This window comes from Lentzea sp. NPDC058450 (assembly GCF_042721395.1).
In the GTDB taxonomy this organism is placed as follows: Bacteria; Actinomycetota; Actinomycetes; order Mycobacteriales; family Pseudonocardiaceae; genus Lentzea.
Genome location: NZ_JBHXLO010000006.1, coordinates 243,718 through 256,205, shown reverse-complemented (window position 1 = coordinate 256,205; position 12,488 = coordinate 243,718). Strand labels below are relative to the sequence as shown.

General features: G+C 68.6%; 16 protein-coding genes. 3 read left to right on the top strand and 13 right to left on the bottom strand.

The window, feature by feature from the left end:
• The first annotated feature begins 105 nt into the window (after nucleotides 1-105).
• Nucleotides 106-570, top strand: coding sequence for a hypothetical protein (locus tag ACFWNN_RS12800; RefSeq protein ID WP_382440046.1), 465 nt, complete (start codon nucleotides 106-108; stop codon nucleotides 568-570).
• Between the two features lie 4 nt (nucleotides 571-574).
• Here ACFWNN_RS12800 and ACFWNN_RS12795 read toward each other — a convergent pair whose 3' ends face one another.
• The 10 genes from ACFWNN_RS12795 to ACFWNN_RS12750 all read right to left on the bottom strand — a co-directional run bounded on the left by ACFWNN_RS12795 (nucleotide 575) and on the right by ACFWNN_RS12750 (nucleotide 8,338).
• Nucleotides 575-1,087 (bottom strand): hypothetical protein, encoded by a 513-nt coding sequence (locus ACFWNN_RS12795; RefSeq protein WP_382440045.1) that lies wholly within the window; start codon nucleotides 1,085-1,087, stop codon nucleotides 575-577.
• Nucleotides 1,084-1,656: an AAA family ATPase gene (locus tag ACFWNN_RS12790; protein ID WP_382440044.1), complete on the bottom strand. Its 573-nt coding sequence runs from the start codon at nucleotides 1,654-1,656 to the stop codon at nucleotides 1,084-1,086. Before ACFWNN_RS12790 ends, ACFWNN_RS12795 begins: the two co-directional genes overlap by 4 nt.
• 84 nt (nucleotides 1,657-1,740) lie before the next feature.
• The gene (locus ACFWNN_RS12785; protein ID WP_285639201.1) at nucleotides 1,741-1,944 is read right to left on the bottom strand and encodes a cold-shock protein; all 204 of its coding nucleotides are present in this window, start codon (nucleotides 1,942-1,944) and stop codon (nucleotides 1,741-1,743) included.
• A gap of 169 nt (nucleotides 1,945-2,113) precedes the next feature.
• Nucleotides 2,114-2,629, bottom strand: a complete 516-nt coding sequence (locus ACFWNN_RS12780) for a hypothetical protein (protein WP_382440043.1) — start codon at nucleotides 2,627-2,629, stop codon at nucleotides 2,114-2,116.
• Between the two features lie 37 nt (nucleotides 2,630-2,666).
• Nucleotides 2,667-3,713, bottom strand: coding sequence for a Gfo/Idh/MocA family protein (locus tag ACFWNN_RS12775; protein WP_382440042.1), 1,047 nt, complete (start codon nucleotides 3,711-3,713; stop codon nucleotides 2,667-2,669).
• A 5-nt stretch (nucleotides 3,714-3,718) separates the two neighbouring features.
• Entirely contained in the window at nucleotides 3,719-4,189 is a 471-nt protein-coding gene (locus tag ACFWNN_RS12770; RefSeq protein ID WP_382440041.1) for a hypothetical protein, read from the bottom strand.
• Nucleotides 4,186-5,013 carry a carbohydrate ABC transporter permease gene (locus ACFWNN_RS12765; RefSeq protein WP_382440040.1) on the bottom strand — a complete coding sequence of 276 codons (828 nt, stop codon included), beginning with the start codon at nucleotides 5,011-5,013 and terminating at the stop codon, nucleotides 4,186-4,188. The genes ACFWNN_RS12770 and ACFWNN_RS12765 overlap by 4 nt, the downstream gene beginning before the upstream one ends.
• Nucleotides 5,010-5,825: a carbohydrate ABC transporter permease gene (locus tag ACFWNN_RS12760; protein WP_382440039.1), complete on the bottom strand. Its 816-nt coding sequence runs from the start codon at nucleotides 5,823-5,825 to the stop codon at nucleotides 5,010-5,012. Before ACFWNN_RS12760 ends, ACFWNN_RS12765 begins: the two co-directional genes overlap by 4 nt.
• Nucleotides 5,825-7,075 carry an ABC transporter substrate-binding protein gene (locus ACFWNN_RS12755; protein ID WP_382440038.1) on the bottom strand — a complete coding sequence of 417 codons (1,251 nt, stop codon included), beginning with the start codon at nucleotides 7,073-7,075 and terminating at the stop codon, nucleotides 5,825-5,827. The genes ACFWNN_RS12760 and ACFWNN_RS12755 overlap by 1 nt, the downstream gene beginning before the upstream one ends.
• A 9-nt stretch (nucleotides 7,076-7,084) precedes the next feature.
• Entirely contained in the window at nucleotides 7,085-8,338 is a 1,254-nt protein-coding gene (locus ACFWNN_RS12750; protein ID WP_382440037.1) for a Gfo/Idh/MocA family protein, read from the bottom strand.
• Between the two features lie 108 nt (nucleotides 8,339-8,446).
• On the opposite strand from ACFWNN_RS12750, the gene ACFWNN_RS12745 reads away from it, so the two are divergent.
• The gene (locus tag ACFWNN_RS12745; RefSeq protein ID WP_382440036.1) at nucleotides 8,447-9,355 is read left to right on the top strand and encodes a nucleoside hydrolase; all 909 of its coding nucleotides are present in this window, start codon (nucleotides 8,447-8,449) and stop codon (nucleotides 9,353-9,355) included.
• 49 nt (nucleotides 9,356-9,404) lie between these two features.
• On the opposite strand, the gene ACFWNN_RS12740 is transcribed toward ACFWNN_RS12745, so the two are convergent.
• The 3 genes from ACFWNN_RS12740 to ACFWNN_RS12730 form a co-directional block, all read right to left on the bottom strand.
• Entirely contained in the window at nucleotides 9,405-10,871 is a 1,467-nt protein-coding gene (locus ACFWNN_RS12740) for a hypothetical protein (protein ID WP_382440035.1), read from the bottom strand.
• 84 nt (nucleotides 10,872-10,955) lie between these two features.
• A complete protein-coding gene (locus tag ACFWNN_RS12735) occupies nucleotides 10,956-11,423 on the bottom strand; it encodes a hypothetical protein (protein ID WP_382440034.1) in 468 nt (155 codons plus the stop codon).
• Nucleotides 11,424-11,448: 25 nt separating this feature from the next.
• Entirely contained in the window at nucleotides 11,449-11,961 is a 513-nt protein-coding gene (locus ACFWNN_RS12730; protein WP_382440033.1) for a GNAT family N-acetyltransferase, read from the bottom strand.
• A 77-nt stretch (nucleotides 11,962-12,038) separates the two neighbouring features.
• Here ACFWNN_RS12730 and ACFWNN_RS12725 point away from each other — a divergent pair, with 77 nt between their 5' ends.
• Complete coding sequence (locus tag ACFWNN_RS12725) at nucleotides 12,039-12,485, top strand: winged helix-turn-helix transcriptional regulator (protein WP_382440032.1); 447 nt, start codon at nucleotides 12,039-12,041, stop codon at nucleotides 12,483-12,485.
• Nucleotides 12,486-12,488 lie beyond the last annotated feature (3 nt).

Sequence of the window (12,488 nt, the reverse complement as noted above, 5' to 3'; positions counted from 1 at the left end):
AAGCACGCGTCCCCCGACGTCGGCGCGGAGCGTACCTGCTCACCGCCCGATCGAGCGATGCGTTTGACCGAGCGGGCGCAAATGCCCGCAGGTACGAACGAAGACATGCCGAAACTGCTGAGCATCGCCACCGTCCTGCTCGCGACCGCCGCCCTCACGGCCTCCCCCGCGCTGGCCGACCCGGAACCCGCCCCCGCGCCCGCCAAGGCCACGGCCGACTTCCGGGAGGCGGTCTTCACGCCCGTCGACGGAGTGATCGACTTCGAGGAGACGGCCGAGGGCATCAAGGTCGCCGGCACGTTCCAGAAGGGCTTCGCCTCCGAGCTGCCCTCGGACTACCAGCTGGTGGTGCTCGACGGCGCCGAGGTGGTGCTGGACCTCAGCAAGGACTTCCAGAAGGCCGCCGAGATCGAGGCGCCCTCGGTGGCCGAGTTCACGTTCGTCGCGAAGACCAAGCAGAAGATCGCCGACATCCGCAACGAGGACGTGGTCGTGCGTCAGCTCGTGAACGTGGCGGCGGGCATCAAGGTGCAGGCCGAGATCGGCCGCGCGAAGATCGAGAAGGGGTAGCGCCTCAGCGGGCGTCCTCGTGGTGCAGCGAGGGCGCCCGTCCCTCCAGCGCCCGGTCGACGGCCTCCAGCACGGCGCGGTTCGTGCGCTGGGTGGCGTCGTGGGCGAAGTGGGCGAGCAGGACCTGCTGCGTCGGATGCGGCAGCACGGGATCTGGCACCGGTGCGGACGTGTGCACCTCCACCACCGGCGCGCCTTCTGCCAGAAGGTGCCGCACGGCGTTCAAGACACCCACGCGGTAGTTCGAGTGCACCCACGCCACCAGCAGGTTCACCTGGTGCCCTTCGAGCTCGTAGCCGACCTCGGTGGAGAGCTTCGCCGGGTCCGCCCAGTCGGCGCGCACCCAGGTCGGGCGGTGGCCGCGGGTGAGCGACGCCCGCGCGGCACGTCCGGGGCCGTCGTCGGCCATCAGCGGCTGGGTGCGTGACGGCAGCACCACCCGCCACCCGCGTGCCACGAGCTGCGAGGCACATCCGGCCAGCATGCCTGTCCCGCCGAGCACCAGAGCCGTTCTCACCGCGCACGCTCCCGTCCGACCGAGGCGAGCGGCCCCGCGAGCCACCGCTCCACCTGACCCTGCCCGCGCAACCGCACGACCACGACCTCGTCGACCAGGGCCAGCGCCCGAGCCCGGTTGCGCCAGTAGCTCTTCCAGCCCCACCGCAGGATGTGCCCGGAGTCCGTGAACACCGACCGCAGCGGCGATTCCTGGTTACCGTTCCACAACTCCACCCTGCCCGCGCGACGCCTGATCGTGCGAGCCACCAACCGGCCCATCACGACCGGGAAGCGGTGGTCGAGCCACACGACGGTGTCCGCGCGGGCCAGCAGCGAGGGGCGCGCGACCTTGTACTGGTACTCGGTGACCCAGTGATCTTCCTGCGCGAAGGCCAGGACCTCGTCGAGGAACTCCGGCCGGGGCGTCCACCTCGGCCCCCAGTACAGGGAGTCGAGCTCGACGCACCTCAGGTCACGCGCCGAGGCGATGCGTCCGCACATCGTCGACTTGCCGGATCCGGCGTTGCCCGCGACGAGAACGCGCCGGGGCACGTGCGGCAGCGGATCGGCTGGCCCGAGCAACGGCATCGGACCAAGATAGGGGGAAACCCAGTGATCACAACACAAAAACGCGGGGCCCCCAGAGGGAGCCCCGCGTTTTCGAAACCAACGTCAGAGAGCGTTGACGTTCGTCGCCTGCGGGCCCTTCTGGCCCTGCGTGATGTCGAACGTGACGCGCTGGTTCTCCTCGAGGCTGCGGTAGCCGCTGCCGTTGAGAGCCGAGTAGTGGACGAAGACGTCAGCGCCGCCGTCCTCGGGGGCGATGAAGCCGAAGCCCTTTTCGGCGTTGAACCACTTGACGGTGCCGTTAGCCATGTACTGCTTCTCCTTGCGTACTGAAGAACGAGCCGCACTGTGCGGCCGCTCCGTGGTTGGTCATGAGCCTGCCCCAACCGCGAAGGAGGAGAAGCGCTCGCAACTGAAGTTCGGCGAGCGTGGAATACACGAACACAAAACCGCAACCAATACTGAAGTATACCCCAGTTCAGCGGCGCTTGCTCTGGGGTACCGCGAACTTCCGCTGCATGACCGAGATCCGGAAGACGAGGAAGCACGCGAGCCCGGCCGCACCGAGCGCGCACAGGGTCGACAGCGTGGAAAACACCACGTAGGCGGGGGTGTCGAGGAGCAACGACTCCAGCACGTCGCAGACCACCATGGCGAGGAACCCGTACTGCCAGGGCCTGATCAACGGGCTCGCCACCCGCTCGCGGAACGGCACCTCGCGCTGCGCCGGATCGCTCGCCTTCCAGACCTGCGGCACGGTCCGCACGCCGTGCAGCGCGATCGCCTCGGCGTTGTGGGTGACACCGCGGAACCAGATGAAGAAGGCCACCCCCGCGGGGATGACCAGCATGATCGCGAGGAAGCTCCAGGACGAGGAGCCGCCCTGCCAGTCGTTGATCGTGCCCCACACCGACTCGGCGGCGACCAGCGCGATCAGGCCCATGGCGACGTAGCCGGTGACCCGGACGTCCTTCAGGTCGATGTAGGTGTCCAACGCAACTCTCCCCGAACGCGGCGAACTGCGCGGCACCCTACCGTCCGAATCCGCAGCCCAGTTCCTCGAAGGTCGCGAGCTTCTCGGCGGCGCGCACGACCACCTCGTCGATGCCGTCGAGCACCACCCGGTCCCCCACCCGGCGGGCCGGCAGCAGCGGCACGTCGGCCTTCCCGCACTGCTCGGCGACCAGCGTGAACGCCCGTGCGGCGGCCAGCGGCGCGACCAGGGGCTCGCCGCTCTGCCGGTGCCGGATCAGGTTCTCCAGGAGGTCGACGGACGGCGGCGTGGCCATGCGGTGGTCGTTGACCGTCAGCCTGTCGTCGTCGTACCACCACACGGCCTGCCCGAGCGTCCCGTGCACCAGCACGACCGGTGGCAACGATGTCGTGGCGCAGAGCGTGGTGGCGACCACGACCGGGGGCGCGTCATCGGCCGTGATCCGCACACAGGCCGTGTCGTCCGCAGTGATCGTGTCGCGGCATCGGTAGAGCTCCAGCTCGACAGCGATGTCGGCTCGTTCCTCAACATCGGCGAGCAGCAGCGCGTTCTGCAGGGCGTGCGCGAACGGGTTCACGAGCGTGCCGTCGTCGCCTTGCCGTCCGGCCCAGTCCGACCGTTCGTAGTACGAGTCCGTGCGCACCCAACGGCCCGCAGCTCCGATACCGGTGATGTCGCCCAACGAGCCGGAGCCGATCAACGAGCAGAGCCGCCGGTACGAGCCGGTGCCCTGGGTCTGGAACCCGACCTGGCACACGAGGCCGCGGTCGCGCGCGGCCGACGAGATCTCCTCGAAGTCCGGCACCGACAGCACGGCCGGTTTCTCGACCAGCACGTCGCAGCCGAGCTCGAACGCCTCCAGCACGAGGTCGCGGTGCGTCGCGGGCGGCGAGGAGATCACGACGACCTCCGGGTGCAGTTCGCCCGCGAGCGATGTCAGGTCCGGATAGGACGGCACCGGCACGTCCACGTCCGCCACGTCGACCACGCCCACGAACGTCGCCAGCCCGTCGTGCCCGAGCCGGACCAGGTTCTCCACGTGCCTAGCCCCGTGCCCCCGAGCGCCGACCAGCGCAACACGCATCGCTCTCACCCTTCTCGGGCAGGCTCGGCTGCCAGCGCCAGGGGTCCGCCGATCACCAGCGCCAGCGGAGGCAGGGCCCACACCAGCACACCGGCGACCACCAACGCGGCAATCAGCATCAGCCGAGGTGCGTGGAATTTCAATGCGCCGCGCCAACCTAGACACGTTTGCGACAACATCCAGGCCCCGGCCACGGCCGAAGCGATCAACACGGCCACCCGAACGGGCAATGGCGCGGGCAGCACCGTGACCACTAAGAGGACGTCGAGCGCGAGCACCGCCCACCCGAGGCCGAAGATCACCCCCGGCACCCACTGGACGCGCAGCACCGTCCAGAACCGGCCGACGGGGAGGTCACCGCGCACCACCTCGCGGGCCGCCCCGAACGCCGAGAAGGCCGTCACGACCGGCAGCGAGGCGGCGAACACGAACACCCCGAGCAGCAGGACGTCCGCGAACTCCTCCAGCCGTCTCATCCCTTCAGGCCCGTCGTCGCCACGCCCGCGACCAGGAACCGCTGGAACGCCAGGAAGAACAGCCCGATCGGCACCAGCGACAGCACCGACATCGCGAACATGGGCCCGTACGAGGACGACGACGTCTGGTCGATGTAGAGCCTCAGCCCCATCGGGATCGTGTAGTTCTCCGTGGACGACAGGTAGATCAGCTGGGAGAAGAAGTCGTTCCAGGTCCAGATGAACGTGAAGATCGCGGTCGTCACCAGCGCGGGCCTCGACAGCGGCAGGACCACGTGCCGGAAGGTGCGGACCGGGCCGCAGCCGTCGATCTTCGCGGCCTCGTCGAGCTCGCGCGGGATGCCGCGCATGAACTGCACCATCAGGAACACGAAGAACGCGTCGGTCGCGAGCAGCTTGGGCAGGATCAACGGCACGAAGGTGTCGACCATCCCCAGTCGCTGGAACACCACGTACTGCGGGATCAGCGTGACGTGCGCCGGGAGCATGATCGTGACCAGGGCGAACGCGAACAGCGGGCCGGACAGCCGGAACCGCAGCCGGGCGAACGCGTAGGCGGCGAGCGAGCACGACGCGACGGTGCCGGCGACCGCCCCGGACGCGACGACCGTCGAGTTGCCGAGGAACGTCCAGAACGACTCGCCTCCCGCGCCTTCGAATGCGCCCGCGTAGCCGTCGGTGGTGATCCGGCCGGGGAAGAGCGCGCGCAGGTTCGCCACGAGGTCCTCGACGGGCGTCAGGGACGCCGAGACCAGCCACGCGATCGGATACAGCGCCAACGCCAGCGCGGCGAGGCACAGGAGGACGGTCGCGGCCCGCTTCATCGTTCGTCCCCGTAGAACACCCAGTACCGCGAGGTCCGGAACAGCACGGCGGTGATCAGCGCGATCGCGGCCAGCAGCACCCACGCCATCGCCGACGCGTAGCCCATCCGGAACTCCGTGAACCCGCGTTCGTACAGGTAGAGCGTGTAGAACAGGGTCGAGTCGGCCGGTCCCCCGCGCCCGCCGCTCACCACGAACGCCTGCGTGAACGCCTGGAACGCGTGGATCGTCTCCAGGACGAGGTTGAAGAACAGCACCGGCGACAGCATCGGCAGCGTGATCGACGCGAGCCGGCGCCACCACCCGGCGCCGTCGACCGCGGCCGCGTCGACCAGGTCGCGCGGGATCTGCTGCAACCCGGCCAGGAAGATCACCATCGGCGCGCCGAACTGCCACGCCGACAGCAGCACGACGGTGACCAGGGCGGTGTCCGGGGTGTCGACCCAGGTGTCGAAGATCGCCCGCCACGCGAGCGCCAGCCCGACCGACGCGCCCAGCAGCGAGGGCGCGTAGAAGGCCGAGCGGAAGAACGCCTGTCCCTTGCCGCGCAACGAGTTCAGCAGCAACGCGACGGCCAGCGCGATGAGCAGTTTGAGCGGAACCGACCACGTGACGTACCGGAGCGTCACTCCCACGGAGTCGAGGTAGCGCGGGTCGTCGCCGAACAACCTGGCGTAGTTGTCGAGGCCGACCCACCGCGGTTCGTTGAACAGGTCGTAATCGGTGAACGACAGGTACAGCGACACGACCATGGGCGCGACGGTCAGTCCGATGGCGCCGAGCAGCCACGGCGCCAGGAACAGGTACGGCACTACCTCAGTGCCTCTTCCGCGTCGCGCCAGAACTCGTCCAGCGCCTGGTCGATGCTCTTCTTGCCGAACACGACCTCCTCGTGTTTGCGTTGGAGGAGCTTGTAGATCGTGCCGTCGCCCTTGGGCGGGGCGGGTGGCGCGTCGCCGAGCTTCGCGTCGACGGACCTCTGGTACTCGAAGACGACCTTGTTGGCACCGCTGAGGTTCTGCGCGACGGCCTCGCGGATCTTGAGGTTCGCGGGCAGACCGCGGCTGGCGCCGAGGATCCTGCCGGCGTCCGGGTCGTTCAGGAGAAAGTCGATCAGCTTCACGGCCGCGTCCTTGTGCTTGGTGCGGGCGGACGCGCTGATGAGCTGCGACGGTTTGCGGTACGAGCCGAGCGTTTCCTTGCTGTCACTGGGATACGGGCCGAGCTTGAGCTCGTCAGGGCGCACGGTGTTGTAACCGCCGTAGAGGCTGTCGTAGCTGTGCTCGGACGCCGACAGCTTCTTGCCCATCGGGGTCTGCTCGGCGCCGGCGTTCAAAGTGGTCACCAGCTCGGCGGAGGTGGTCGCGTTGCCGTCGCGGAAGTCCTTGGAGAGCTGCCAGAACGCCTTGAGGTCGTCCTTGCCGTAGCCGAGCTTCCCGTTGTCGTACAACGCCTTGCCGCGTTGCCGCAGCCAGGTCTCGAAGACGTCCTCGGTGCCGCCGAAGTCGGTCGACCCGGCGATCCCGGTGCTTGCCTGGATCTTCGCGGCCGTGCCCTTGTAGTCGGCCCAGGTCCAGCCCGCGTGAGGCTCGGGCACGCCGGCCGCCGCGAACAGCTTCGGGTCGTAGACGATCGTGGTGGCGTTCTGCGCCAACGGCAGCGCGACCTGCTTGCCGTTCAGCCTGCCGCTGCCGAGGAAGCCCTGGTTCCAGTCCTGGGTCCGGATGTCCTTGCCCACGAACGGAGTCAGGTCCAACAGGACGTTGCGGCCCGCGTACTCGTTGAGGTAGCGGTAGTCCATCTGGATCACGTCAGGGGCGTTGCCGCCGGCGATCTCGGTGGAGAGCTTCTCGAAGTAGTTCTGGAAGTTCTGGAACGAGGTCGCGACCTTGACGTCCGGGTTGCGGCTCTCGAACAGCCGCACCGCCTCATTCGTGATCTTCGCGCGGTCGTCGTTGCCCCACCAGATGAACCTGATCTCGGCCTGACCGCTCGCCGCACCGCCGCCACACCCGGCCGCCGCGAACGCGCCGCCGAGCACCAAGGCCAGAGCCTTGCGCACGTTGTCTCCTCATCTGAGATCGATCACGTCGACGACGTGGACCGGTTCCCCGGTCTCGAAGCTGCGGTTGGCGGCGAAACCAGTCAGCAGCGAGAGAGTGCCGTCGTAGTGCGTTGCCTTGCGTCCCAACGGGTCGTGCTGGCCCGGCGGGCCGTAGAGCGCGTCGACCATGCGCTGGTCGGCGCCGCCGTGCCCGTCCCGGTCGTAGTCGAGCGGGACGTCCTCGCGTTCCTCGAACAACCGGTGCACCGAGAGCTTCGCCCACCCCTGCTCCGGGTTGGCGTGCTGGCCGTGCACCGACGGGTCCTGGCCGGACACCCAGGAGTTCTCGACGACCTCGAGCTCGAGCCTGCCCCTGCTGCCGTTGACCATCAGCCGGTAGCCCTCCCACGGCGAGTAGGCCGTGAGGTGGTAGGTGAGGTTCGCGCCGCTGGCGTACCGGACGAGCACCGACATGTCGTCCTCAATGGACACACCGGGTTCGAAAGGGTTCTGGTCGCGCCGATAGCCGTCTTCGTGCCGTGCGTCCACGTAGAGCTTCTTGAGCCAGTCGTTCTGCTCCAGCTTGATGTCGAACCGGTCGTCGCCCGCGTATCCGTGGCGTGCACCGTTCTCGTCGCCGTAGAAGAACAACCGGCCGTGCGCGTAAACCGTCTCCGGAACACTGCCGACCCACCAGTTGAGCAGGTCGAAGTGATGGGTCGCCTTGTGCACCATGAGGCCGCCGGAGTTGGCCTTGTCGCGGTGCCAGCGGCGGAAGTAGTCGGCGCCGTGCCGGGTGTCGAGCAACCACTCGAAGTGCACGGACCCGATCTCCCCGACCGCGCCGTCGGCGAGCAGCGCGCGCACCTTTTCGTGGATCGGGTTGTAGCGGTAGTTGAAGGTGACCGTGACGTTGCCATCGTTGCGATGCACGGCATCCAGGATCTTGCGCGCCGACGGGACGTCCGTCGTCATCGGCTTCTCCGTCACGACGTCACAGCCCGCGTCCAACGCCTCGACGATGTACGTGTCGTGGTAACGGTCGACAGTGGTCACGACGACGACGTCGACCCGTTGCTCGTCGAGCATCTTGAGGAAGTCGGCCGCGTCGTAAGTGGGCACCGGCTCGGCGAGCCGCTCGTTGTGGACGTTCATGCGGGTGCGGTTCACATCGGCGAACGCCACGAGCTCGCACGTGTCCGCGTGTTCGACCGCTATGGCGTGGACGTGCCGCTCGGCCCGCGATCCCGTGCCGACCACCGCGTACCGCCTGCGCGCCATCCCCAGCCTCCTCTGCAAACGTTTTCTCCACGCTAGTCGCCCCCGCCCTGACCTCGTCAAGGGTTCGGCGTAAACGTTTTCGGTTGTTTCATGGACGAGGATGGGCGCATGCCGACTCCTGTGGTGCTCGACTGCGACCCCGGCCACGACGACGCGATCGCGATCCTGCTCGCGGCCGGCTCACCCGAGATCGACCTGCGCGCGATCACCACTGTGGCCGCGAACCAGACCCTGGACAAGGTCACCTCGAACGCTCAGCGTCTCTGCACGGCCGCCGGAATTTCGGTGCCGATCGCGCGCGGCAGCGCACAACCGTTGGTACGCCCCCTCTACGTGGCGGAAGACATCCACGGCGAGTCCGGAATGGACGGTCCGGCGTTCGGCGAGGCGACCGTCGGCGTGGTGCCGGAGCACGCGATCGACCTGATGCACGCACACATGCCGGCGACCCTGGTGGCGACCGGGGCGTTGACGAACGTGGCCCTGTATCTCCGGCGCTACGGGCCGTCGGCCGTGCGCGAGATCGTGCTCATGGGCGGCTCGACCGAGCGCGGCAACACCACCCCGTACGCGGAGTTCAACATCTACGTCGACCCGGAGGCGGCCGCGATCGTGTTCGCGAGCGGCGTGCCGATCACGATGATCGGGCTGAACGTGACGCACCAGGCGTTGGTGACGCCCGAAATCGTGGCGCGGTTGAACGCACTAGGCCCGCTCGGCCGGATCTGCGGCGACCTGATGACGTTCTTCGCCGCGACCTACCGCGACGTGTTCGGCTTCGCCGCACCACCGCTGCACGACCCGGTGGCGGTGGCCCGCGTGATCGACCCGTCCCTGGTCACGTGCGTGGAGGCGTTCGTGGGCATCGAGACGACCGGCACGTTCACGCGCGGGGCGACGGTCGTGGACCTGCACGGCCGGCTGGGCCGCGCACCGAACGCCCGCGTGGCCGTCGGCCTGGACGTGGACCGCTTCTTCGACCTCGTGATCGACTCGGTGAGGCGCCTCGCGCGATGAGAAAGGGCCGCGACCCCAGGAGGTCGCGGCCCTTTCCGTTGCGTTCAGGTCAGCTGACGGACTTGTCGCCCAGCACGGCCCACTGGCTCCAGCCGGCCTTCTCCTTGTAGAAGCGGCGGATCAGCTTGCCGTCGTCGGTGCGGGCGAACACCTCGACCGTCTTGGTCTGCGCGTGGTACATCGCCGTCGGCGGCGCGGTGACCTTGGTGGTGCCGAGCTTCGCCCACGGCGTCCAGCCCTTGTCGATGGCCCGCGAGTGCTCGACGTAGCCGCCCTCGCCGAGCTGCACGACGTCGATGGTGCCGGTGGTGGAGTTGTAGACCGCGGCCGGCGCGCCGGTGCCCTTGCCGCCGAGCGTCGTCCAGGTGCCCGCCGAGTACTGCTCGACGCTGCCGGACTCGCTGCGGACGAAGACCTGGTCGATGGCGACGCTCGGGTCGCTCACGATCTTCTTGTCGCCCTGGTCGGCCCACGCGGTGCCGTCCCACTTGACGAGCTTGCCGTCGGCGGAACGGGCGTAGACGTCCTTGTCGGCGACGGCCGGGTTGCCCTCGATCTTGCGGTCGCCGAGCGGCGCCCACTTGTCGGTGAAGCGCAGCAGCAGGCCGTCCTCACCGCGGGCGAGGACCTCGACGGCCTTGGTCTTGTCGTTCCAGCTGACGACCGGCTGGCCCGCGACGGCGGTGTCGCCGAGCGCGACCCACTGGCCGTCGGTGCGGCGGTAGACCTTGCCGTCGGTGCCGCGCGCGAACACCTCGACGATCTTCGTCTCCGGGTTCATCAGCGCGACCGGGTCGCCGGCGAAGACCTCGTGGCCGAGCTGCTGCCAGCCCGCCCAGCGGCTCGTCTTGTGGAAGTTCGTCATGACGCTGCCGTCGGTGCCGCGCGCGAAGATCTCCAGCTGCTGCTGGCCGGTGTTGGAGATCTGCGGGCCCGAGGCGACGACGACCTTGTCCGTCAGCGCGGTCTCGCTGCCGCTGCCGGCGCTGCCCGCTTCGAGGATGCCGTTGTAGCGCAACGGCACGTACATGCGGGCCGTGCTCGCGCTCCACACGCGCTGGACGGTCCTGGCGCCGTTCGGGCCGGCCTGCTCGCGCACGATGGGGCGCGTCTTGGCCGCGTCGGCCCAGCCGATGAACAGCGCAACGTGGTTCTCGCGGTCGTTGAGCGCGTCGCCGGGACGGAGGTCCGCCCAGTCGATGCGGTGCGCGACCTGCTCGAGGATGTGCGTCGTGTAGGAGATGCGCAGGCCCCAGGCCATCGAGACGAAGCCGGAGCAGTCGGTGCGGTAGGCGCCGTACTTGTTGCCGAAGCAGTCGGCCTGGCTGTACGGAACGCGGGCGCTGATCCACGTGCGGGAGCGCGCGAGCACCTCGCTGCGCGTGATCTTGGCGTTCGCCTGGTACGCCCCGCAGACCACGCCACCCTCAGCGGCGACAGCGACGTCCGGCATGGCCAGCGTCGAGCCGAACGTGATGGCCGCCGCGGCTACCGCCAACATCCCCCACCGTTTCATGCCGGTCACGGTAGCAAGACGATGTGAAGTTTTGGTCCGGTCGAACGTCTTGTGTTTAGACCGTTCACCGCGATTCGACGACGATCACGCATGATCGCTCACGCTGAGGTACCGCCGCGATACGTACAGCTCAGGAGCACTGCCGTAGGGATAGCGGATGACGTGGAGGCGCGTGCGGTGACCTCCGGCCTGTTCATAGCACCAGTAGCGTCCCGGTTCTTCCGCCCAGCCCGCGAAGATCACGACGTGCCGGGTCAGGTTGGTGCCGTCGGCGCGGATGACGACGTCGCCCACCGCCAGTTCACCCGCATGGATCAGCGTGCTCACCGCGGTGAGGCCTGGGGTGTCGAGGCCGCCGTGGCGGTGTTCGGGCCTGCCGGGAAGTCCCCACGCCATCGACACGAACCCCGAGCAGTCGGCGCGGTAGACGCCGTGTTCGTTCTCGTGGAAGGACGTCTGGCCGTACGGCACCTCGTCGCGCAGCCACGACGCCGCGCGCTCGACGATCTCAGAGCGGTGGATCAGGCGGCCGGCGGCGCGTGCGGTGGTCACGCCGGCCATGGTCGGACCGGGATCTCTAGATTTCCTGCAGGCTTTCTACAAGATCCGCGTCACTGATCTCGGCGGTCACCCAGGCCAGCGGGTAGCTGAGCTCGATGGTGTCGACCTCCCGCTTGAACCGCACGCCGGGCAGGACCTTGCGGACGAGCGCGAGCATCGCGTGGTTGTCGGGCAGGACGTCGCCGTGCAGTTCGGCGACCCCCATCCTGGCCGCGACGGCGGTGAGCTCCTCCAGCAGCCTGCGGCCCACGCCCCGGCGTTGCCAGAGGTCGATCACGGCGACCGCGATCTCGGCGCCGCACTCACTGGTCCTGATCACCCTGGCGATGCCGACGGGGTCGCCTCCGACCCGTGCGCACACCGCCGCGTGCCGTTCGCCGTCGACGTCCACCAGCACCCGGCGCGCGGACGCCGTCAACCGCGGTGTCGGCGAGTGAAAGCGCAGGTAGCGGCTTCGGGCGGACAGTCCTGCGAACACCGCGTCCACGGCTTCCGGCGCGGTGTCGCGGTCGAGCTCGGTGACGCGCATGAGGATCAGCCCTCCTGGGTTCGGAATCCGAACTGTAGCTGGGTTCGAAAATCGAACGCAAGGGATATCCTGGGTTCATGTCGTACTCGGACTTCTCGACCCTGCCGTGCACGCTGAGCCGCCCCGCGGCGCTGCTGGGCGAGCGCTGGACACTGCTGCTGCTCCGCCAGATCTTCCTGGGGACCCGCCGCTTCGAGGACTTCCAGGCGACGATGGACATCTCGCGCAGCGTCCTGACCGACCGCCTGAACGTGCTGCTGCAGGAGGACGTGCTCAAGCGCGTGCCCTATCACGAGGACGGCCGCACACGGCACGAATACCGCCTCACGGAGAAGGGCCGCGACCTCTACCCCGTGCTGATGGCGTTGCGCACGTGGGGCGCGAAGTGGATGGCGCCCGACGAGGAGGAGTTCTTCCAGCTGCACCACCGCGACTGCGGCGGCGGCGTGCGCGCGAAGGTCGAGTGCACCGAGTGCGCCGCCGAGCTGACCGCGCGCGACGTGCAGGTGACGACCAGGCAGTGAACT

Excerpts from the sequence above, each read along its gene's own strand:
- ACFWNN_RS12740 (WP_382440035.1), bottom strand. The coding sequence starts at position 10,871 with ATGAAACGGTGGGGGATGTTGGCGGTAGCCGCGGCGGCCATCACGTTC.
- ACFWNN_RS12790 (WP_382440044.1), bottom strand. The coding sequence starts at position 1,656 with ATGCCGTTGCTCGGGCCAGCCGATCCGCTGCCGCACGTGCCCCGGCGC.
- ACFWNN_RS12725 (WP_382440032.1), top strand. The coding sequence starts at position 12,039 with ATGTCGTACTCGGACTTCTCGACCCTGCCGTGCACGCTGAGCCGCCCC.
- ACFWNN_RS12750 (WP_382440037.1), bottom strand. The coding sequence starts at position 8,338 with ATGGCGCGCAGGCGGTACGCGGTGGTCGGCACGGGATCGCGGGCCGAG.
- ACFWNN_RS12800 (WP_382440046.1), top strand. The coding sequence starts at position 106 with ATGCCGAAACTGCTGAGCATCGCCACCGTCCTGCTCGCGACCGCCGCC.
- ACFWNN_RS12745 (WP_382440036.1), top strand. The coding sequence starts at position 8,447 with ATGCCGACTCCTGTGGTGCTCGACTGCGACCCCGGCCACGACGACGCG.
- ACFWNN_RS12765 (WP_382440040.1), bottom strand. The coding sequence starts at position 5,013 with ATGAAGCGGGCCGCGACCGTCCTCCTGTGCCTCGCCGCGCTGGCGTTG.
- ACFWNN_RS12785 (WP_285639201.1), bottom strand. The coding sequence starts at position 1,944 with ATGGCTAACGGCACCGTCAAGTGGTTCAACGCCGAAAAGGGCTTCGGC.
- ACFWNN_RS12730 (WP_382440033.1), bottom strand. The coding sequence starts at position 11,961 with ATGCGCGTCACCGAGCTCGACCGCGACACCGCGCCGGAAGCCGTGGAC.
- ACFWNN_RS12775 (WP_382440042.1), bottom strand. The coding sequence starts at position 3,713 with ATGCGTGTTGCGCTGGTCGGCGCTCGGGGGCACGGGGCTAGGCACGTG.
- ACFWNN_RS12770 (WP_382440041.1), bottom strand. The coding sequence starts at position 4,189 with ATGAGACGGCTGGAGGAGTTCGCGGACGTCCTGCTGCTCGGGGTGTTC.